The sequence below is a fragment of the Prevotella sp. E15-22 genome, from assembly GCF_023204875.1.
In the GTDB taxonomy this organism is placed as follows: Bacteria; Bacteroidota; Bacteroidia; order Bacteroidales; family Bacteroidaceae; genus Prevotella.
In genome coordinates, this window is record NZ_CP096247.1 from 2,252,283 (window position 1) to 2,274,005 (window position 21,723).

14 protein-coding genes and 1 riboswitch are annotated in these 21,723 nt (G+C 48.4%); of the genes, 9 read left to right on the forward strand and 5 right to left on the reverse strand.

What is annotated here, in order from left to right; all coding sequences use genetic code 11:
* Both M1D30_RS09240 and M1D30_RS09245 read right to left on the reverse strand, forming a co-directional pair.
* On the reverse strand, positions 1–1,065 hold the full coding sequence (locus tag M1D30_RS09240) for a DUF1573 domain-containing protein (RefSeq protein ID WP_248503273.1): 1,065 nt from the start codon (positions 1,063–1,065) through the stop codon (positions 1–3).
* Positions 1,062–6,590, reverse strand: a complete 5,529-nt coding sequence (locus M1D30_RS09245; RefSeq protein ID WP_248503275.1) for an alpha-2-macroglobulin family protein — start codon at positions 6,588–6,590, stop codon at positions 1,062–1,064. The genes M1D30_RS09240 and M1D30_RS09245 overlap by 4 nt, the downstream gene beginning before the upstream one ends.
* A gap of 272 nt (positions 6,591–6,862) precedes the next feature.
* Between M1D30_RS09245 and clpB the strand changes: the two genes are divergently transcribed.
* From clpB to thiD, 9 genes are all read left to right on the forward strand, one after another.
* Positions 6,863–9,397: an ATP-dependent chaperone ClpB gene (clpB, locus tag M1D30_RS09250; RefSeq protein WP_248503276.1), complete on the forward strand. Its 2,535-nt coding sequence runs from the start codon at positions 6,863–6,865 to the stop codon at positions 9,395–9,397.
* 163 nt (positions 9,398–9,560) lie between these two features.
* A riboswitch (TPP riboswitch) is annotated at positions 9,561–9,660 on the forward strand.
* Complete coding sequence (gene thiS / locus M1D30_RS09255; protein ID WP_248507799.1) at positions 9,650–9,847, forward strand: sulfur carrier protein ThiS; 198 nt, start codon at positions 9,650–9,652, stop codon at positions 9,845–9,847. (Overlaps the previous riboswitch by 11 nt.)
* Before the next feature lie 5 nt (positions 9,848–9,852).
* The gene (locus M1D30_RS09260; RefSeq protein WP_248503278.1) at positions 9,853–10,473 is read left to right on the forward strand and encodes a thiamine phosphate synthase; all 621 of its coding nucleotides are present in this window, start codon (positions 9,853–9,855) and stop codon (positions 10,471–10,473) included.
* Positions 10,466–11,239, forward strand: coding sequence for a thiazole synthase (locus M1D30_RS09265; protein ID WP_248503280.1), 774 nt, complete (start codon positions 10,466–10,468; stop codon positions 11,237–11,239). The genes M1D30_RS09260 and M1D30_RS09265 overlap by 8 nt, the downstream gene beginning before the upstream one ends.
* 20 nt (positions 11,240–11,259) lie before the next feature.
* Positions 11,260–12,846, forward strand: a complete 1,587-nt coding sequence (gene thiC / locus M1D30_RS09270; RefSeq protein ID WP_248503282.1) for a phosphomethylpyrimidine synthase ThiC — start codon at positions 11,260–11,262, stop codon at positions 12,844–12,846.
* The gene (locus M1D30_RS09275; RefSeq protein WP_248507801.1) at positions 12,846–13,646 is read left to right on the forward strand and encodes a HesA/MoeB/ThiF family protein; all 801 of its coding nucleotides are present in this window, start codon (positions 12,846–12,848) and stop codon (positions 13,644–13,646) included. Before thiC ends, M1D30_RS09275 begins: the two co-directional genes overlap by 1 nt.
* Positions 13,647–13,652: 6 nt before the next feature.
* A complete protein-coding gene (thiH, locus tag M1D30_RS09280; RefSeq protein WP_248503284.1) occupies positions 13,653–14,786 on the forward strand; it encodes a 2-iminoacetate synthase ThiH in 1,134 nt (377 codons plus the stop codon).
* A complete protein-coding gene (locus M1D30_RS09285; protein ID WP_248503286.1) occupies positions 14,783–15,319 on the forward strand; it encodes a thiamine phosphate synthase in 537 nt (178 codons plus the stop codon). The genes thiH and M1D30_RS09285 overlap by 4 nt, the downstream gene beginning before the upstream one ends.
* Positions 15,310–16,044 carry a bifunctional hydroxymethylpyrimidine kinase/phosphomethylpyrimidine kinase gene (gene thiD / locus M1D30_RS09290; protein WP_248503288.1) on the forward strand — a complete coding sequence of 245 codons (735 nt, stop codon included), beginning with the start codon at positions 15,310–15,312 and terminating at the stop codon, positions 16,042–16,044. Before M1D30_RS09285 ends, thiD begins: the two co-directional genes overlap by 10 nt.
* On the opposite strand, the gene M1D30_RS09295 is transcribed toward thiD, so the two are convergent.
* The 3 genes from M1D30_RS09295 to M1D30_RS09305 form a co-directional block, all read right to left on the reverse strand.
* Entirely contained in the window at positions 16,041–16,226 is a 186-nt protein-coding gene (locus M1D30_RS09295; RefSeq protein ID WP_248503289.1) for a hypothetical protein, read from the reverse strand. The genes thiD and M1D30_RS09295 overlap by 4 nt on opposite strands.
* A 42-nt stretch (positions 16,227–16,268) precedes the next feature.
* Entirely contained in the window at positions 16,269–19,514 is a 3,246-nt protein-coding gene (locus M1D30_RS09300) for an Ig-like domain-containing protein (RefSeq protein ID WP_248503291.1), read from the reverse strand.
* A gap of 532 nt (positions 19,515–20,046) precedes the next feature.
* On the reverse strand, positions 20,047–21,606 hold the full coding sequence (locus M1D30_RS09305) for an alpha-galactosidase (protein ID WP_248503293.1): 1,560 nt from the start codon (positions 21,604–21,606) through the stop codon (positions 20,047–20,049).
* Between the last annotated feature and the right edge of the window lie 117 nt (positions 21,607–21,723).

Here is a 21,723-nt window from a genome sequence, read left to right on the forward strand (position 1 = left end):
TTATTTCACATTAACCTTTATCACCACCTTCGAATGGTCTGGGTCGTTGGTTATCATTAACACACGTGGTTTCTGACGGGCCTTCAACAACTGGTTTCTATCGGTCACGGCAATCTTCAGCTTTGCTGTTTCGCGAGGTTGCAACTCACGTTTATCAAGCGTCACCTTCATACCCTTAGTAAACATCTGCAGCGATGAGATATTAAGAGCCGTGCGACCGGTGTTTGTAATTGTAATGACACCGCTCTTACGATTCTTACCTCCCAGCCTGCCCAATGAAAGCGAGTCAACGGACAGTTCCATCTTTGGAGCATACTGTTTGTTTCCACCCGCATAGAGCGTGGTATTAGGCGATAGTACAACCGACACAGGCAATTCTGTTTCAGAGCTAACCTTTTCTCCAAGTCGCTCTGCCAGATAAACTGTAGTCTGCGTCAGTCCAAAGTCCTGAACTTTTTCGGTGTTCAATGTTAGGATCACCTTACCCGTCTTACCTGGTGTTAATGTCTCGGGGGTAGCCATAGCTGTGAGATAAGGAGGCAAATGCTGGATATTAGGCGTCATCACCGAACTACCACTATTCAGCACACGAATCTCAACCTCTGGATGATCTCCCTTATTCACATTATCGAACTCCACGTTATTCACGTCGGCCAACAAATCGCCAAACGCATAAGGATAGTTTTTCGAATAGTCCGTCATCTCGGGTACCACAATGCCTTGCATTTTCAAGATAACTGGTTCTTCAGACCCTACCCTATACACCGCCATCTGTTTCGTAAAGTGGCCCAGCAGTCGCGCATCATAGGTCATCGAGATTGTAAACCGATCACCGCCACTAATACTTTTCTTCGGATAATCCACCTGCGTACAGCCACAATCAGTCTTCACCTCACGAATAGTCAGATGGCGACTGCCCCTGTTTCTCAGTTCAAACGTGGCTGTTACGGGAACTTCGAAACCCGTTTTTCCTACGTTGATGACTGGTGTCTTGGTAACTATTCTCTGAGCATTAATAGCAATGGTGGCCATACTGAGGCCCATTATAATAAAGAGTTTTTTCATTTCACTTCAATAATTTGCGATTTAGCCACGCCACGGAACTCAGGACTGTAGGCACAACTGGCAGTACAGGTGCCTGTCTCGTAGGTTCCCGCGCGGTCAATATAATATTCTGTTTCAATCACGTGCTTGCCTTTCGACAGACGGTTGAAATAATAGTTCGTAGAACAATCCTTGGGCGTGATATAGTAACCCCAGCGATAACCACTCAACTGATTCACAGGCTCCATGCAGGCAGCACGCTTATCGACGACTTGCACGAAGTCATAGTCACGGTCTGCCTCAATGGTGATGCGCACCTTGATGCGGTCGCCCACTGAGAGATTTGAGATTTGAGGCTTGAGGCTTGAGGTAAGTATCTCACGCTTCACCTGAATACCACTGCTCTGAGCCTCCACCTCGCTGGTCTGCTGCATAAACTGCATATAGACAGCACCCCACGACGTACCCTCAGAAGTCTTCTCGGCGGTAAAGGTCTGCTTATCATCACCATCCATAGAACTCTTCACATAGCCAATGCCAGCCGTAGCCTTCGAGGTCTCTACTGTCTGTCCGTCCACCTTCAAAGTAGTAAGAGAGGTCATCGCACTCAGCGCATTCTGAGAACTGGGTGTATTCATGAATGCATATACCGCATTAACACTATTGATAGGCGTGTCCCATGCCTGGTTACGCTTCTCCTGAAGTAGCCAACGCTGCATCTCCTCGATGGTCTGAGTCTCTTCAGGAGTCAACAATTGGATAGCCTCCATGGCTGCCACCTGTGTAGGAATACGATAGTCGCGCCATGAATAGAGTGCACGTGGTGTGTCATAGTAGCGCCCCATATCCTCACGATAGACGGTATACTCTTTCAAGCTCTTGGCATAGGTTTTATTGTTCAGCACGATGGCCGACATCGCCTTGTCATAGATAGTCTGGTTGCGTGTCTCCTTCTTCAGTAGGTTCTTCAGATAAGCATTAGCACTCTGCACATTAGCAGGCAACAGTCGTCCATCGAGTGTACAGATATAGAGCCATTGTAGGGCCATGTGACTGGGGAACGTAGGTGTCCAACCCTTCTTGGCGTTCTTTTTCATCTCGTCCACCAACTTCACTATCTCCTTACCCATATAGCCAAAGGCATTATTGAGCATCTCCTTGGTATCTTTCTGTGGAGAGGTCATTCTATTCAGGCGTACCAGCATCTCACTAATCTCCACCGTCATATACATTGAGCCTTCCATACCAGGCCACCAGCTCCACGAGCCGTCAGCATTCTGTAACTTACCAAGAGACTCGCGCGATTGATTTATGCGCTGGTTTATCAGATTCTCGTCAAAGAAGTCCGACAAGCGTGCCTTCTGTTCCTTCTCACGGTTAGCGTCAGCCACCCAAGGAGTCTCGGCAAGCACCAGATCCTTCAGCTCCTGATTCTTCTCCAAACTGCTCATCAAAGAAGTCTCGTCGCTCTGTTCTCTGCTCCATGCCTCAAAGATGTCTTCCACATGAGGGTTCTGATCCAGAATATGACTACCAATGGTGTTTGCATAATAACTCGTTGCCTGACAGACAGCACAATTATCATAGGGATGTCCCACTGTTGGCAATGCCTGAATCATCAGCCAAGCAGGGTTGTTCGTATATTCGATGGTCAGTTTTGCATTCTTGCCCGTGCTCCTCAATGCAGCCAAGTCAATAGTCTTTGTACCCGGCTTTGTCTGTGTGAATGGAACGGTCTTGGTAACGCGTTCCTTGTTGGGCAGGATGGGCAGGTAATGCTGTTCGCCGTCACTAAAGTCCTTGCCGCTAACCATCATCTTTGCAATCAGCAAACCATATGTTTCGTGATTGCATTCATAGGGGAAAGCAACGCCAAATGTACTGTTTGCAGCAAGCGTTACATCTTGTTCCTGAGCATATACAACTTGCAGGGTCTCGGAATCAATCAACTCCAGGCGAGCCTTACCGCTAATTGTATTATCTCCAGTATTCACAATACGTGCCGAGATAGTAGCATGGTCACCTTCACGAACGAAACGAGGAACATTCGGCATAATCATCACATTCTTACTTGCCACAGCCTCATCCTCCAAGAAACCGGTCTTCATGTCCTCCGTATGAGCCACACCCATAAAGCGCCAAGTGGTCAAGCTCTCAGGAAAAGTAAACTTCATTGTCACCCTACCCTCGCTATCCGTCATCAACTGCGGATAGAAGAATGCCGTTTCCTGCAAATTCTCACGCATCTGTGTCTGTTCGCCCATAGCAGATTCTATGGCCAATTCTTCTTCAGAACCATCATCGTAACCCGTCAACGTCGATAGAGAAGATGGAGCTTCATAACTCTTAACTTTAATCACATCAAGTCCAGCAATTCTTCCTTGCAAACTCTCATCAACAGAAGTCACATCCAAACCTTCGTACTCCGCCATATTAACAGTAGCGGTAGCATAGGTTACTTTAGGAAGTCCACTAAGACGTCTTGTTCTGCCATTTCTTCCAAAGGTGTAACTTGTTGGATAGATGGTATGGTCAAAACGATTGAATTCCAAATCACGCACATCGAGCAAGTTCTCCATCCATGTGCCTTGACCGCCCATAAACTGATAACTACCAAACGACCATTGCGTGTGGGGTACTATCAACGAGATATAAGGATTCAGCGACCAGTAATGCGGAGTCAACTGATCCAAACTCTTGTCATAAAGCGTAGCCAGCAGTTGAGCCTTTGCCGGTTTGCCGTCAGGCCCCATCACCGATAATGTCCACTCCTCTTGCTGTCCAGGCTCCAATCGATTGCGGAAGGTCTGCCACTTCAATGTAAGATTCGAGTCGGGAACAGGACGAGTAATCGTGACTTGATGTTCATAGGCTTTTCCCTCTTTCATCCATGCGAAAGCAAGTAACACGCCATGTCCATACTCCTCTTTATAGGTAAACTTCCTATTCCACAGTTCGTTAGACAAGTCAAACGTACCACTTTCCATCACTGTTTGGTCGTGAATGATACTATAAGCCACATGCACATCACTGGCCGACGAGCCAACCTGCACCGTAACAGGTGTGCCATCATTGGGGAACTGGCGATCTGATACATAGAACCAGTCATCCGTCTCAGCAGCGGGGCGCTTATCATCCAGTGAGAACACCACAAAATCGTGCTTCAGTGTATCCTCATCACAAATAGCCTCGATACTATAGCGTCCACTCTTCAACTTAGGCAGAACAATCTTCTTATTCGTATTTACATTCTGCCATTTACCTTTGTCAATACGATAGCGCAACTGCGCATCAACATCTATACCGGCAGCATTATATAGATGGAAGGTCATCTGCCCACCTTTTTCAACCAGCACTTTGTCGGACATATCTATGCTAAGGGCAGTCTTACGATTACCCAATGGCAATGATATCTCGCCATGATGGGTCTCGCCAGCCTGGTCTGTCACATCTACCGAGACAACAAAGTTATAGAACATCGGATAGCGTGTCTTAGGCAGCACCATCGGCGTGGGCACCGTAAAGCTACCATCGTCGCCAGTTGTCAACTCGCCCTCTGCCACCAGTTCGTTTTCCAAATCGCGAGTAACAACACCCTGATTCCAATAATACGAGTAACTCATCCACCAGAGTGCGCGTCTACGCTCCACCTTATATTTCACGGTAGCTCCCTGCACAGAGACACCAGCATACGTACGGGCCGTGCCCTTCACCTGCAGTGTGTCGCCATCGGCATAATCAACAGTCACCTTGGGAATATCCACCTCAAATGTCGGACGCTTGTATTCCTCTACGCGGAAGAAACATCGATTAGCATCAACATTAATCATATACTGCCCCGGCAAAGCCTTGCGCGGCAATGTAAACTGGGTGGTGCAAGAACCGAAATCATCTGTGATCAATTCCTTCTCCTCCACTATTTCATGGTTTGCATCACGAAGTTCTACCTCCAGTTCCTCACCCTTTAACACATGATTCTCATAACCATTCTGCATCTTATAGGCCACGACGGACACATTGACCGTCTGGCCAGGGCGATAGATAGCGCGATCAGTAAGGATGGTAGCCAACTCAAGCGGTCTGTTGTTCTTATAATATGAGAAATAGCCGTAGCCATTCATTTGCGGGCAAGCCTTATCATCAGCTGTGGTCACAAAGATTGCATTAGGACGACGGGAACCGGAGTTAAACATATACTCTCCTTTATCATCCATTGTCAGTGTCACATCCTGATTGTTAGACTTCAATTGTATCTGCGCGCCTTTAACGGGCTGTCCCGTTGTAGCATTAACAACCGCATAACGAATGATATTGTTTGGCATCATCATGGTGAGTAAGCGAAGATCACTCACATAATAAAATACACGCACATTATCCTTGGTTTTTGGCGAGCTCTCAAACTCCAGCATATAAACACCAACAGGCAGAGCAGACAATACCAGCGAGTCCTCAAAACTCTCATAGGGAGCATGCATCTTGTAGGTTCGCGTCTGCTTCAGTCCCGTCTGTTCCGTTAACTTATGCTTAATCTTGTTATAGCCTTTTTCTGTATTGACATAAACATCCTTCAGTTCCTTAGCAGTAGCATTCACACGATAAACACGCATGGTGAGCGACTGAATGCCGCGTAAGAATTTTAATTTAACGGGGAACGCCTTGTTTGGAAGAATCGTAGCATCCGATGCTATCACAAACTCCAACGCCTTCATCTCTTTCTGCTTGTTACGAAGAATATCCATGCGGTCCCATGTTCCCCAACGCTTCAGGGCATATTCAATATATTCCCATTGGTCACGAAGGGTAGCATTGGTGAACGACTCCATGTAATTAAAGCGGGCGATGGCCACCTCACCCACCTCAGACAGGTCGGCATAAGCCTCAGCCAGGGAGTCCAAGCGAGCCAAATAGGCTGAATTGGAATAATCTTCAATCTCCTCTGAGGCCTGCTGACGCAACCATTCCAGACTACTCATCATCGCAGCCACGCGGTTGTTTTTCTTTAGATAATAGTCTCTCAGCACGTCAAAGCGCTTGGTTTCATATCCAATCACACTCAGCAAGTCGTTATTGAAAATACGACTATCCTTTCCTTGTTCTACGAAGGGTTTATAATCCACTGCCTTCACCGCAGCCAGTTGCTCCGGATGCAGCAGAGCCTGCTGATAATACTGTTTTGACAGTTCTCGATGATTATCATCCAATGCAGGATTATCCTCATAGACAGCACCCAATACGGTCTGATAAATAGCCTTCAGCACTGGGTCTTTCATCGTTTGCTCGCGCTGTTGCAATCGTGCCACCGCTGGTTTCAGTGAATCAGGACTCACACTACACTGAGATTGTGCCGACAGCAGTTCTGCTTTCAGCAACTGACCATAGTTTTTCTCCTTCTGTGCCTTGTCAGCTATCTTGTTTAACACCTGTAGTTCCGTTTGCGGCAAATCCTTCTTTTGAGCATTCTCAACCTGCTTCCATAAGGACTCATAAGTCTGTCCAAACAGAAACGCCGGCATCATCAACAGGATGGCTAAAGCAATCTTTTTCATACGCGATACATTTTAGAAAGCAAAGATAACAAATATTAGTGACATACGGGCGTCTCACATCATATAAATATGAAAGTTTAACGCATTTTTTCAGATTTCTCTATTCATAAGACCATCCAATGCCTCAATCCAATACTCCCGTATCAAAGAATTAACGCTTTTTACATATTGCCATTCTGTCATCACTACCCGTCATTTTGTCAGATTTATTTCTGCGGCACACTCTTTGTTCGCTCATGGTCAGAACAAAACAAAAAAGAAAGGAGTTAATTATGACTATCGACAAATTTACAATCAAGGCGCAGGAGACCGTACAGCAGGCAGTCAACATTGCCCGCCAGAACGGTCAGCAGTCCATCGAGCCAGTACATCTGCTCAAGGCCCTGATGGACAAGGCGCAAGACATTACCGCATTTATTTTCCAGAAGTTGGGCGTCAACGTCCAACAACTCGACATGTTGGCCTCACAAGAGATGCAGCATCTGGCTCGCGTTCAGGGCGGCGAGCCCTATCTTTCAAATGACTCACAAAAGATTTTGCAGAAGGCCGAAGACCTTGCTCACGAGATGAACGACGAGTACGTTTCGTGTGAGCCAATATTGTTGGCTCTTCTCGTTGTCAACACTACCGTGAGTCGTATGATGAAAGATGCAGGAGCCAACGAGAAGGACATGCGTCAGGCCATCCTTGAACTTCGTCAGGGACAGCGCGTACAGAGTCAGAGTGCCGATGACAACTATCAGCCGTTGGAGAAATACGCCAAGAACCTCGTCGACTTAGCCCGTCAGGGTAAACTCGACCCCGTCATCGGACGTGACGATGAGATTCGTCGTGTACTGCAAATCCTCTCACGCCGCACGAAGAACAACCCCATTTTGATTGGTGAGCCTGGTACAGGTAAAACGGCTATCGTTGAGGGACTGGCCCAGCGTATTGTACGCGGCGACGTGCCCGAGAACCTAAAGGACAAGCAACTCTTCTCGCTTGATATGGGTGCACTCGTGGCAGGCGCCAAGTATAAAGGTGAGTTCGAAGAACGCCTGAAGAGCGTTATCAACGAGGTGACAGCCTCTGAGGGACGCATCATCCTCTTCATCGACGAGATTCACACGCTGGTTGGTGCCGGCAAAGGCGAGGGGGCCATGGATGCCGCCAACATTCTGAAACCCGCATTAGCACGAGGCGAACTACGCTCTATCGGTGCCACCACGCTCAACGAATATCAGAAGTATTTCGAAAAGGACAAAGCCCTGGAACGTCGTTTCCAGACGGTGATGGTTGACGAGCCCGATGAACTCAGTGCCATCTCTATCCTCCGTGGTCTGAAGGAGCGCTATGAGAACCATCACAAGGTGCGTATCCAGGATGATGCCTGTATCGCTGCCGTCCAACTCTCCGAGCGTTATATCACAGAACGATTCCTGCCTGACAAGGCGATTGACCTGATGGACGAGGCCGCCGCCAAACTCCGTATGGAGCGCGACTCAGTGCCTGAAGAACTCGATGAGATTACTCGTCGTCTGGCGCAACTCGAGATTGAACGCGAGGCCATCAAACGCGAAAACGACAAGCCTAAGATTGCCCAACTCGACAAGGAGATTGCAGAACTGAAGGATCAGGAACGTGAGTTCCGTGCAAAATGGGAAGGTGAGCGCCAGCTCATCAATAAGATTCAGCAGGACAAACAAGAGATTGAGAACCTGAAACTCGAGGCCGAGCGTGCCGAGCGCGAGGGCGACTACGGCAAGGTGGCCGAGATTCGCTACTCAAAGTTGAAGGTCCTTGAGGACCATATCACTGACATCCAACACCAACTCGATAGCGCCGGAAAATCCGGAGAGTCTGGAATGTCCGCTTCAGTCTCCCGCCTCGTTCGCGAGGAGGTCACTGCCGATGATATCGCCGAGGTAGTCTCTCGCTGGACAGGCATTCCTGTCACCCGTATGATGCAGAGCGAACGTGAAAAACTGCTCCACCTCGAGGAGGAACTCCATCGCCGTGTCATCGGTCAGAACGAAGCCATCACAGCCGTCTCTGATGCTGTACGCCGCAGTCGTGCAGGTTTGCAAGATCCCAAGCGTCCTATCGCCTCGTTCATCTTCTTAGGCACTACAGGCGTGGGTAAGACAGAGCTAGCCAAGACACTGGCCGAATACCTGTTCAATGACGAGACGATGATGACGCGTATCGACATGTCGGAGTATCAGGAGAAGCATACCGTCTCTCGTCTGATTGGTGCGCCTCCAGGCTATGTAGGTTATGACGAGGGAGGACAACTCACAGAGGCTGTACGACGTAAGCCCTACTCCGTGGTTCTTTTCGACGAGATTGAAAAGGCACATCCCGATGTCTTCAATATCCTCTTACAGGTATTGGACGACGGTCGACTCACGGATAATAAAGGACGTACGGCCGACTTCAAGAACACCATCATCATCATGACCTCGAACGCCACTCGCGAACAGCTTCGCATGACTATGCGTCCAGAGTTCTTGAACCGTATCGACGAGATTATCACCTTCACGCCACTGTCAAAACAGGAGATTGCCGATGTTGTAAAACTGCAACTCACACGTGTTCAGAAGATGTTGGAGCCACAGGGCTTCACACTGGAAGTCACACCTCAAGCCATCGACTGGTTGGCTCAGGAAGGCTACGACCCCGACTATGGTGCGCGTCCAGTAAAACGTGCCATCCAGCAGTATCTGCTCAACGACCTGTCGAAGAAGTTGTTGGCCGACGAGGTAAATCGCGAGAAGCCCATCATCGTCGATTCGTTTGGCGACGGACTGGTATTCAGGAACTAACCTATCGGCACAGCGGTGCCCACACCCCATAAGTAATGTCCCAGGTACGAATTGGTTTCGTGTCTGGGACTTTTTTATTTCCAACTAATCTTCGAAAATATTGTTATTTTTCTCACCATTTTCTTGTCAGATTGAAATAAAAGCAGTACTTTTGCACCGCAAAAACAAATATTCGGGGTGCTGAGGCATGTGCCAAAGCTGAGAAAATACCCATAGGACCTGACACGGGTAATGCCGTCGGAGGAATGTAATATGACCATCATTATTAACAACAAACAACAAGAGACGCAAGCCTCTACTGTATCTGAGCTTGCCACCCTATTGCAGTTGCCGCCCAAAGGTGTGGCAATAGCCATCGATAATCAGTTGAAACCACGCAGTACCTGGGACGACACACCGCTCCATGAAGGCGCCAGTATCACTATTATCAAAGCAGCATGTGGGGGGTGAGGCAGATGGTACAGTTTATTTCCCACTATTCCGAGCGATATAATTATCTGGACTCCATCCAACTGGCCCTTGATGGCGGTTGCCGATGGATACAGTTACGTATGAAAGACGCGACCGACGATGAGGTGCGCCCCATAGCCATCGAAGCCCAAAAGCTTTGCCGTACCTATGGAGCCACGTTTGTTATCGACGATCGCGTCTTTCTCGTACACGAACTGCAGGTCGACGGCGTTCATTTGGGCAAGAACGATATGCCCATCCGTGAGGCCCGACAGATTCTGGGGCCCGACTATATCATCGGAGGTACTGCCAATACGTTCGAAGATGTGAAAGCCCATTACGAAGCATCAGCCAACTACATCGGCTGCGGTCCTTTCCGCTTTACCACCACCAAACAGAAATTAGCCCCCGTTCTTGGTCTTGACGGCTATCGCCACATCATCAGTCAGATGCGTGCCGCCAACATCAACATCCCCATTGTAGCCATTGGCGGCATCACCGAATCGGACATCCCAGCCATCTTGCAAACAGGCATCACAGGAATAGCTCTGAGTGGCACCGTATTACGTGCCGCCAACCCCATAGAAGAAATGAAAAGAATCATAAATATCACCAATCATGAGTAAACTAGTTATTGCTGGACGGGAGTTCAACTCTCGTCTTTTTTTAGGCACAGGAAAGTTCAATAACAATGAACTGATGGCTCAGGCCATTCAAGCTTCTGGCACCGAAATGGTCACCGTAGCCATGAAGCGCATTGAACTCGACGACAAAGAGGACGACCTCCTCACCCATATCACCCAGCACAAGAACATTCAGTTGTTACCCAACACCTCGGGCGTGCGCAATGCCGAAGAGGCAGTCTTTGCCGCCCAGATGGCACGCGAGGCCTTTGGCACCAACTGGCTCAAACTCGAGATTCATCCAGACCCTCGCTATCTGTTGCCCGATTCAGTAGAGACACTAAAGGCCACCGAGCAACTCGTAAAACTCGGTTTTGTGGTGCTGCCCTATTGCCAGGCCGACCCCACGCTGTGCAAACACCTGGAAGAAGCTGGTGCAGCCACTGTGATGCCCCTGGCCGCCCCCATCGGTACCAATAAGGGTCTGCGCATGAAGGACTTCCTGCAGATTATCATCGACCAGGCCACCGTACCCGTAGTCGTTGATGCCGGCATAGGCGCACCCAGTCACGCCGCCGAGGCCATGGAGATGGGTGCCGACTGCGTTTTGGTGAACACCGCCATTGCCGTAGCAGGCGACCCCGTCAAGATGGCCGACGCCTTCCGCATGGCCGTTGAGTCGGGCCGTATGGCCTACGAAGCCGGCCTAGGTGCCATTGCCGATTGTGCCGAGGCTTCCAGTCCACTCACCGCATTCCTTAATGTTTAATTCTACATTTTTCATCTTTCATGATAAACGATCACAAAGCTTACGCACAGCGTGAGAAACACTATATGCAGGGCAATATATACCCTGATCTGAAGGTGGGTATGATCAAGGTCAACCTCACCCCTACTGTAACCCGCGACGAGCAGGGCAATTCGCACATGGAGAAAAACGACTCTGTCTTTATCTACGACACCAGCGGTCCTTATACCGATCCCAACTACAAGGTCGACCTCAAAAAAGGTTTGCCCCACCTGCGTCAGCAGTGGATTGACGACCGTGCAGCAAAAGGTCAGGGCATCACCCAAATGGCTTGTGCCAAGGCTGGCATCATCACTCCAGAAATGGAGTATGTGGCTATCCGTGAGAATATGAACTGCGAAGCACTGGGCATCAAGAGTCACATCACCCCAGAGTTTGTTCGCCAAGAGGTAGCTCGCGGCCGTGCCGTCATCCCTGCCAACATCCATCACCCTGAGAGCGAGCCGATGGTCATCGGTCGTAATTTCGCTGTTAAGATCAACACCAATATCGGCAATTCCGCCACCACATCGTCAATCGACGAGGAGGTAGACAAGGCTGTATGGTCGTGCAAATGGGGAGGCGACACACTGATGGACCTCTCTACTGGCAATAATATCCATGAGACACGCGAGTGGATTCTGCGCAACTGTCCTGTTCCTGTGGGCACCGTACCCATCTATCAGGCTCTGGAAAAGGTAGATGGCAAGGTGGAAGACCTCACCTGGGAAGTCTATCGCGACACACTGATTGAGCAGTGCGAGCAGGGTGTGGACTACTTTACCATCCATGCCGGCATCCGTCGCCATAACGTCCATTTGGCCGACAGTCGTCTGTGCGGCATTGTCAGTCGTGGTGGCAGCATCATGAGCAAGTGGTGCCTGCTGCACGACAAGGAAAGCTTTTTATATGAGCATTTTGATGATATCTGCGATATCGTTGCCAAGTACGATGTTGCCTTGTCGCTGGGCGACGGTTTGCGCCCTGGCTGCACGGCCGACGCCAACGATGCCGCCCAGTTTGCCGAGCTTGACACCATGGGCGAGCTGGTTACTCGTGCTTGGGATAAGAACGTGCAGGCCTTCATCGAGGGCCCTGGTCATGTGCCCATGCAAAAGATTCGCGAGAACATGGAGCGCCAACTGGAGAAATGCCACGAGGCACCATTCTACACCCTCGGCCCTATCGTCACCGATATAGCCCCTGGCTACGACCATATCACCAGTGCCATCGGTGGTGCGCAGATAGCATGGCTGGGCACTGCCATGCTCTGTTATGTCACTCCCAAAGAACATCTGGCCCTGCCTAATAAAGACGATGTACGCGCAGGTATCATTGCCTATAAGATTGCTGCCCATGCTGCCGACCTGGCCAAGGGACACCCTGGTGCTACCATCCGCGATAACGCTCTGTCGAAGGCACGTTTCGAGTTCCGTTGGCGCGACCAGTTCCACCTGTCGCTCGACCCAGAGTTGGCCCTGCAGTATTTCACTGAGGCTGGTCATACCGATGGCGAGTATTGCACCATGTGCGGACCTAACTTCTGCGCTGCAAAACTCACGCACGACCTACGTAAACTAAAGAAATGATGATACTCACTCGTGAACAATGCAGGCGCTATAATCGTCACCTCATTCTCGATGGCTTCGGCATGGATGCCCAAGAGCGGTTGCTGCAGTCGAAAGTGCTGTTAGTGGGTGCTGGAGGCCTGGGCTCTCCCATCGCCCTCTACCTGGCAGCAGCAGGCGTGGGCACCATCGGCGTGATCGACGGCGACACCGTCAGCATCACCAACCTGCAGCGCCAGGTGCTTCACAGCACACCCGATGTGGGACGTCCCAAGGTTGAAGTGGCTAAAGAGCGCATGCAGGCCATCAACCCCGATGTCAAGGTAGAGACCTACGAGACCTACCTCAGCGCAGCCAACGCCATCGACCTGATTCGTCCTTACGACTTCATCATCGACGGCACCGATAATTTCGCCACGAAATACTTGGTCAACGATGCCTGCGTGCTATTGGGCAAAGCCTTCTCCATGGGCGGCATCAGTCGCTATAATGGTCAGTTGATGACCCACGTACCAGGCACGGCCTGCTATCGTTGTCTGTTCCCTGAGCCTCCTGCCAAGGAGGACGTCGAAACCTGTGCCACCGTAGGCGTACTCGGCTCTATCGCTGGCATGCTGGGCACCGTTCAAGCCACGGAATGTATCAAATACCTAACTGGTGTTGGCCAACTGCTCACCAATAGTCTTCTCACCTTCGATGCCCTCTCGATGCAGTGGCAGCGCTTCGACTTCGTTCAACGTTCCGACTGTGCCCTCTGTGGCAAAGAACCCACCATTCACGAACTGAAGGAATATGCCTTCCAACCTTGTAAATCCAAATAAAACGATATGTTTTCCGACGAACTAAAAAATATCAGTTGGCAGGAGACCACAGAACGTATCGCCTCGATGACCGATGCCGACGTGCGTCGCGCCTTAGGTAAGAGTCATTGCGACGTCAACGACTTCATGGCCCTGCTCTCGCCTGCTGCCGAGCCATATCTGGAACAGATGGCCCGTCTCTCGCGCAAATATACAGAGGAACGTTTCGGCCGCACCATGTCGATGTTCATTCCCCTCTACATCACCAACTCGTGTTCCAACTCGTGCGTCTATTGTGGTTTCCATCGCGAGAATCCCATGGCGCGCACCATCCTCACCCCTGAACAGATAGAAGATGAGTACAAAGCCATCAAGCAGTTGGCCCCCTTCGAGAACATCCTACTGGTCACAGGCGAGAATCCTGCCAAGGCCGGTGTGCCCTATCTGGCCAAGGCCATCGACATAGCCAAGCGCTATTTTTCGAATATTAAGATTGAGGTGATGCCACTGAAGATGGAGGAGTACAAGGAACTGACCCACCACGGACTGAACGGTGTCATCTGTTTCCAGGAGACCTACAACCGCGAGCACTACCAGCTCTACCATCCACGTGGCATGAAAAGTCGCTTCGAATGGCGCTGCGATGGCTTCGACCGCATGGGGCAGGCTGGCGTCCATTCCATCGGCATGGGTGTGCTTATCGGACTTGAAAAGGAGTGGCGCACGGATGTCACCATGATGGCCTATCACCTGCGCTATCTTCAAAAGCACTACTGGCGCACCAAGTACTCCATCAACTTCCCACGTATGCGCCCTGCACAGAACGAAGGATTCCAGCCCAACTGCTTCATGACCGACCGTGAACTGGCGCAGGCCACATTCGCCATGCGTATCTTCGACCACGATGTCGATATCTCCTACTCTACTCGCGAGCCCGCCTATATCCGCGATAACATGTGCACGCTGGGTGTCACCACCATGTCGGCCGAGAGTCATGTCAATCCAGGCGGCTATCACACCTACCCCCAGGCACTCGAGCAGTTCACCGTCAGCGACGAGCGTACTGCCAAGGTCATCAACGCCCGCCTCAAGGAACTGGGTCGCGAGCCTGTTTGGAAAGACTGGGACGCCTCGTTCGATCTCTTTAAAAAATGCGTATGACCATCGTTATTACTCGCCCCGACTTCTTTACTGGCGAAGCTGAGCGTATCACCACCCTGCTCACCAGTGGAAAGGCCGACTTGATACATATCCGTAAACCTCAATCCAGCCAATACGAGGTAGAGCAGTTGCTTGAAGAACTCCCAGCAACGCTCTATCCTCGCTTGGTTTTACACGACCATCATCCCCTGGCCATCCGATACGGACTTCGCGGCGTACATCTCAACAGCCGCAACCCTGAGCCGCCAGCAGGTTGGAACGGAGCCGTCAGCATCTCGTGCCATTCGTTCGACGAGTTGGCCGATTGTCTTCGTCAGCCATACACCTATATGAGTCTTAGTCCCATCTTCGATAGCATCTCGAAGCAAGGCTACCACTCAGCTTTCACTCGCAAACAGATTGAAGAAGCCCGTCAGCAGGGTCTCATCAACAATCGCGTGATGGCCCTTGGCGGCGTCACGTTCAACAAGATAGAAGAAGTAAAACAAATGGGCTTCGGAGGAGCCATGATCCTCGGCGACGCATGGAAATAGTACTGACCATAGCCGGCAGCGACCCATCGGGTGGCGCTGGCATCCAACAAGACCTCAAGGTAATTACGGCCCACGGCTGCTATGGTGCCACTGTTATCACCGCTCTCACCTCGCAAAACACGCAAGGCGTACAGTCGTCCATGGCTGTACCTACTGAGGTGGTAGCCTCGCAACTGCAGTCCGTCATCAGCGACCTCCGTCTATCAGCCATAAAGATTGGCATGATACCCAACGAGGACGTGGCCCAGGTCATTGTCGAGGCCATAAAGGATGTTCATGTCCCCATTATCTACGACCCCGTGATGATCTCCACCAGTGGCTATCAACTCATGTCGTCAGATGCCATCGACTTTATCACCTCCTATCTTTTCCCCATCTGCACGCTCGTCACGCCCAACCTGCCAGAGGCCGAGCGACTGCAAGCACAGTTGGCCTATCCACAGACGGCCTTTCTCATCAAGGGCGGCCATGCCCACTCCACGCTGATGACAGACAGGCTCATCATGCCCGATGGCACCGTCAGCGAGTTCACCACCGAGAAGATTGCCACCAACAACCTCCATGGCACAGGCTGCACTCTCTCATCCGCCATTGCATCAAATATGGCCCTGGGCGATAGTCTGCCCAAGGCCATATCCAAAGCGAAGGAATATATCACCGCAGCCATTCGACGTTCCGTCTGCACCAACATTGGCCATGGCAACGGTCCATTGATTATCCCTTAATAATCCTCATCCTCGTCCCAATCAAAGTCACGAGAAAGGTTATTGCCCGTTTCTGTTGTTGCTTCATCAAAGTCCTGCTGATCAAAGATTAAACCTTTGTGTCTAAGCAGCGAACCTGCCAGCAACTGAGGGGCACCAATTGTTACCACATTCATTTTGGGCGAATTATATGTCTTTTTCATTTTTCCTTGTTTATTTAGTTCAAATACTTTGTTTCTGCTCACTTATTTGACCACCACTTTACGGCCATCCACGACGTAGAGCCCCTTTGCAGCCTTAGTCACCTTGCGCCCCTGGAGGTCGAACATGCGCTTCGCATCCTCCTTCTGAGTATTCACCTCAGCGATACCAGTTGCCTCGTCATCGAAGCCGATGAAGGCACGAGCGCCAGCAGTTCCCACAGCCTCAGCAGGCAGATAAGCAGAGTTTGCACGAAGCGTAAACGCATTCGAGTTCTTATAGAAACCAATGCCCTTAGAGCCATTCATCAGTACGAAGATGGTGTTAGCATCCTTCACAGTCTCTGTAGTCACGCCAACCAGCAGATTATCCACAGGGTCAGCGCTTGCGCACACAGGCACATTCGTTGTCTCGCCGCTCACCAGCAGACCAGTGTTAGCAGGCACCTTACCCTCCACCTTATTGAACTTAATTACATTGTCTTCCACAGAAGCAGTATAAGCTGTCAGGGTTGTGATACCAGTGAAGTCAAGAGGATGATTAGAGCAATATGTTGCATAACCTGCAGAAGAGATAGTGATTTTTGCATCCGTAGGAAGTGTTGTCACATAACCACTTATTGAATATATTATCGCATCTACAACGACCTTGGTTGCACGAATCTGATTGCTACCAGCAAATAAAGAGACCTGCTCATATGCTCCTTCAACATTTAATTCAGAAACAGTTTCTGAAGTCGTTACAGAAGAAGTCAAATCTACACCTGTATTATCGTTATTATTCGCATATGCCTTATACTTTGCCACTGCATATGTTGAGCCAGAGACAGTAACTTCAACTCTCTTAATACTAGCATTTTCTCGGCTAACAAGGAGATAGTTCGAAGCACCATTATTTACAGTCCAAGTATTTGGTGTTCCATTAGTATAATGCTGACCAGAAGAAATATAAATTTCAATTTCTGTATCATTTTCCTTCCAAGTTCTTGTTCCTACAGAAGTAAGGTTAGAAATGTCAGAAGCATCGAATGTTGCAGTGACTTCCCTCTTCTGCACATCACCATAAACAGCATAGTAGTTAATGTCTGCATCACCCATGTTAGCCTCAGTTACTGTAGAAGGCTTGACATTTGCAGTACCATCAATAGCAGCAGATGCCCATCCCTCAAACATAAATCCGCCTACAGTAGGAGTAGGATTAGTTGGGAATACTATAGCAGCCTCTTCCTCTACATTTTCTTCACTAATCTTTGTACCATTATCATAGAAAGCCACGGTATGAGAAGGATTATTCACTGTAATCTCAATGCTCTTACTGAAGGTTGTTCCCTTCTTATAGTTAGCATCATCCTTATCTACATTCAATGTAACAGTAATGTTTGCAGTACCCTTTCCAACGGCAGTAATCACGCCATCAGCAGCTACAGTAGCAACATCTGTATTATCAGAAGCATAGGTATAAGCAGCAGTCCAGCCAGCCTGGTCGTTGGCAACAGCAGTAGCAGTCGTATTACCCTTAATCAACGTGGTCTCAGTTGCAGTAAAACTTGTGATATTAACTGCCTCACGAGTGTCAGCTGCAACGGTGGTGCAATAGTCTGAATATGTATCAGGAGTACCTGTAGTCCAATCTATAGCAATCATATCAAGATACAAGGCACCATCATTAGAACGAATTCCTATAAATGTATAGTCTCCCACAATATTCAATTCTGTACTTGTCCCATATTCAATACTACCTATTTTTGTTCCCAAGGTAGCAGATTCTGAAGAATAAAGATTTGACGAGCTAGCGTATGCTGTATTCTTACCATATATATCCAATGTTCTACCTGTGGATGTATTACTATTCCAAGTTACAGTTATTTTCTTGGCCTGTCCACCTGATACCGTGGTAACTATACCACTATTATCTTTCGAACGCAACTGTATTGCATTGTTACCTGCTGCACTATTTCCTGCATATACAGCACTTGAAACAACAGTTTTACCTGACCAACCAGAATAAGACGTTCCAGAAACTCCTGTTGTCATTTTAGTCAGTTCATCAGTCTTTGTCGTCGAACTTCCTGGAGTTACATCTGCATAACAAGCATAATAAGTAACATCTTCTTCACCCATTGTAGCAGAAGAAACAAATGTTGGTGCTTCATCTGTTGTACCTGTAATGGTTGCAGCAACCCAACCCATAAACACTTTTCCTTCAACAGCGGCAGGCTTTGTAGCAGGGAATACGATAGCTTTTCCGACTTCTGTAGGTACAGTAGCATGTATCTCACCACCATTCTTTTTGAAAATTGCATTATGATATACTTTAGCAGCAAATGTTGCACTTAACGTAACATCATGATCCGTCATTGTATAAGAAGTAACTGACGTGTAGGTATGAGTTGACACATCCACAGCCTTCCAATTCACAAAATTATAATCATCAGCAGGAGTAGCAGTAACAGAAAGTACAGTACCTGCAACAAACTTATCTCCAGAAGTAACCACATCATCTCCATTCTTAACAAGAAGAGTTCCACCTGTTGGAGCTGTGATTGTAACTGTATACGTTGGGATTTCCTCGAAGTTAATTCGAACCGTACAATCTTCTGTTGCCGTGACAGTAAATATATTACCAGACTGTGATACTGTTGCAGAACCAGCGATTATTTCATAAGGTGTCACTGAACTTATACGGCATCCTGCTGCTGGAGTTGCAGTTATTATGTTATTCTCGACCGAAACTGTACCCAAAGAAGTATTATTCGACTCACCAGTAAGAGTAAAACTAACTGCTTTTACAACTTTATAGAAAAAAGCCATGGTACCGGTTGTACCGGCATAAGAACGCAGTCCACTTGTTCCGTTTATTCGAAGATGTCGTGCTGTTGTCGTTTTATTAGCAACTGCATAATTTGTTCCAGAAACTTGCGTAGTACCAATGATAAGATCAGTATTTGTACCCGCAGAAGTTGCCATACTAAAAGTATTTGAAGTAGGAATCTGCAGATAATATTTCTTACCACCAATTGTAGCCTCAGCAGTGAATGAATTACCATCATTAGCTTTCTTTAAGGTATAATAGATTGGTGTCTGCGCAGAAGGTAACGCTGTCTTACCCCAAGAGGAAGTTCCTTCATAATGGAATCCAGTCCCATCGATTCCCAAAACATACTCTGCAGATTCATCAATATTTGCAATTGAAGTCAATTGCTCATATGTATCTGCCCAAGCACTACTTCCCCCTCCCACTACTAGGGCAAATAGTAGGAGAAACGTTTTGATTAAGTTGAAATGTTTCATTTTGATTATTATTATTGACTATTTAGTTAAATTTCAGGTTACCTTATGATTGATGCATAGTTAAACTACACATGTTATCCGATAAAATGAATATTCGATGCAAAGTTATAATATATTGGTGAATTGGCCAAACAAATTGGACGACAAATTTTCAGAAACGTCGCCTCATTGTTAAAAGAGTTAAAAATCAGTCGATTATTACAATTAGATTCTACAGATATGTATAATATAATTGTTCATTTTGAGTATAAAAAGCAAAAAGAAGACGCCATAAAAAACAAAAGAATGGAGAAAAAGACGAGAAATTGGCCAAAGCGTTTAAAAAACGTTCGAAATGGTTTAAACTGCGATAAAAAATGCTTTTTAAACCATAAATAACGGATTTTCGACCTCCATTTCAGATTTTAGTTCTATTTTTGCATCAGAAAAGAATTTTAATGGTTAAGGTTTATGGTTGATTAATTTAGTTAAGTACGAGAAAGATTCGTTGTGAAACGAGTCTTTCTCTTTTTTTTGTTCCAATTCTAATTCATTATTCCACCACCATCTTATCGATGTCAGGCATCCATGCCACGTCATTGCTCAGGCAGATGCTATTGCGTCCTTTGCGAAGCTTAACGTTGTATGAAATAGTGGCCGCACGGTTCCAGTCGTGCGAGTGAGTCTGCAGCGTTGTCACCTTTTCGCCATTCACGATCAGGTCCATGTCGCGATCCTCTGCACAGAAATAAGTAATGGTGACGCGATGCATGCCAGCCTTCTTCACATAGACATCGTTCCACTGCAACTGGTTATCGCGACCACTGCCCAGCCAACAAGCAGCATAGCCTCCTGAGCACTTCTCATTGGCGCTGTACATGCCGGTCTTCGCATTCTGATTATTGCGAAGTTCCTGATAGGTAGGAATATAAGCCGTCTCAGCCTCATAAACCTTACGCTCCAAGCGCTTCTGACCCTTCACACGGAAAATTCTGGTGCCATGGGCAGGAACCTTCACAGGAATGGGGTTCATATCATACAGATAGTTGGCCTGAGCAAAACAGTCATAGTACTGCACAGCACCACCAAGTTCGAGGGTGTATGGATCCAGTCTCACCGTCTGAGCCTCATCGCTGGGGTTATAGATAGCCACGGCACGCTCCTTGCCCTGCAGTTTCTTGATATCCTTCACCAAGATAAAGCACTCACCCTGCTTCTCGGCCACATAAGCCTGCAGGTGCAACTTATCCTGATTCAGTGCAATCAAGTCTTTGTTACACAGCAACTTCAGTGCCTCAGGACGAATATTTCTTGTATCACAGCCAATGAGCAAGGGCGAAGCCATGATACACCACATGCCAAAGTGCGTCTCGTCCTCCACCTGCGTCATCGAACGACCCACCTCCAGCATGTCCATATCGTTATAGTGACCATCGTGGCAGTAAGCACTCAGGTAGAGGTTCTCAGCCAAAATACCTTTCACACTCCTCCAGGCATCATAGATGTCACCCGTTGTGCGCCATGAGTCGGCCACATCGGCACCCCATGTGCCAGGGAAGGCCCAGCGACACATATTATATACAATATCCTTCTTACCACAGTTCTTGATGGCATTAGAGATCTTCGTATACTGCTCGCGCTCATCCAGTCGCATGTGCGCACCACCACAGTAGTCCACCTTGATAAAGTCGAAGTCCCAGTCCATGAAATAGAGTTTGCAGTCCTGCTCCTCGTGTCCAGCAAAACCCACGCCCAGGCCCCACGCATGCTTACCGCCACTGCCGCAGGTATTGTCGCCAGCATCACTATAGATACCAGCCTTCAGTCCCAGCATGTGAATATAATCCACCAACGAGCGCATACCGTTTGGAAACAGTTTCGTGTTCAGTCGCAGATGACCGTCGTCACCACGTCCATCCCAGTAGCCATCGTCGATGTTCACATACAGATAGCCAGCCTCCTGCAAGCCATTCTTGTGCATGGCATCAGCCTGTCCCTTAATCAGTTCCTCGTTGATGTTCAGTGCAAACGTGTTCCACGAACTCCATCCCATTGTTGGAGTCCTTTGGGCAAAAGCAACCACTGCCAAACAAGTCAGCATTGCCAAAATCATTGTTCTACGCATAGCGATAATCAATTAAAAGGTTATAATTTGTCGATTTATAGTTTTCAGACTTGCGCGCAAAGGTAAAGAGAAAAACCGAAAGAGCCAAATAATTCAGGAAAAATA

Bases quoted from the DNA above. Each gene is read 5' to 3' on its own strand.
- M1D30_RS09240 (WP_248503273.1), bottom strand. From the start codon at position 1,065: ATGAAAAAACTCTTTATTATAATGGGCCTCAGTATGGCCACCATTGCT.
- M1D30_RS09245 (WP_248503275.1), bottom strand. From the start codon at position 6,590: ATGAAAAAGATTGCTTTAGCCATCCTGTTGATGATGCCGGCGTTTCTG.
- clpB (WP_248503276.1), top strand. From the start codon at position 6,863: ATGACTATCGACAAATTTACAATCAAGGCGCAGGAGACCGTACAGCAG.
- thiS (WP_248507799.1), top strand. From the start codon at position 9,650: ATGACCATCATTATTAACAACAAACAACAAGAGACGCAAGCCTCTACT.
- M1D30_RS09260 (WP_248503278.1), top strand. From the start codon at position 9,853: ATGGTACAGTTTATTTCCCACTATTCCGAGCGATATAATTATCTGGAC.
- M1D30_RS09265 (WP_248503280.1), top strand. From the start codon at position 10,466: ATGAGTAAACTAGTTATTGCTGGACGGGAGTTCAACTCTCGTCTTTTT.
- thiC (WP_248503282.1), top strand. From the start codon at position 11,260: ATGATAAACGATCACAAAGCTTACGCACAGCGTGAGAAACACTATATG.
- M1D30_RS09275 (WP_248507801.1), top strand. From the start codon at position 12,846: ATGATACTCACTCGTGAACAATGCAGGCGCTATAATCGTCACCTCATT.
- thiH (WP_248503284.1), top strand. From the start codon at position 13,653: ATGTTTTCCGACGAACTAAAAAATATCAGTTGGCAGGAGACCACAGAA.
- M1D30_RS09285 (WP_248503286.1), top strand. From the start codon at position 14,783: ATGACCATCGTTATTACTCGCCCCGACTTCTTTACTGGCGAAGCTGAG.
- thiD (WP_248503288.1), top strand. From the start codon at position 15,310: ATGGAAATAGTACTGACCATAGCCGGCAGCGACCCATCGGGTGGCGCT.
- M1D30_RS09295 (WP_248503289.1), bottom strand. From the start codon at position 16,226: ATGAAAAAGACATATAATTCGCCCAAAATGAATGTGGTAACAATTGGT.
- M1D30_RS09300 (WP_248503291.1), bottom strand. From the start codon at position 19,514: ATGAAACATTTCAACTTAATCAAAACGTTTCTCCTACTATTTGCCCTA.
- M1D30_RS09305 (WP_248503293.1), bottom strand. From the start codon at position 21,606: ATGATTTTGGCAATGCTGACTTGTTTGGCAGTGGTTGCTTTTGCCCAA.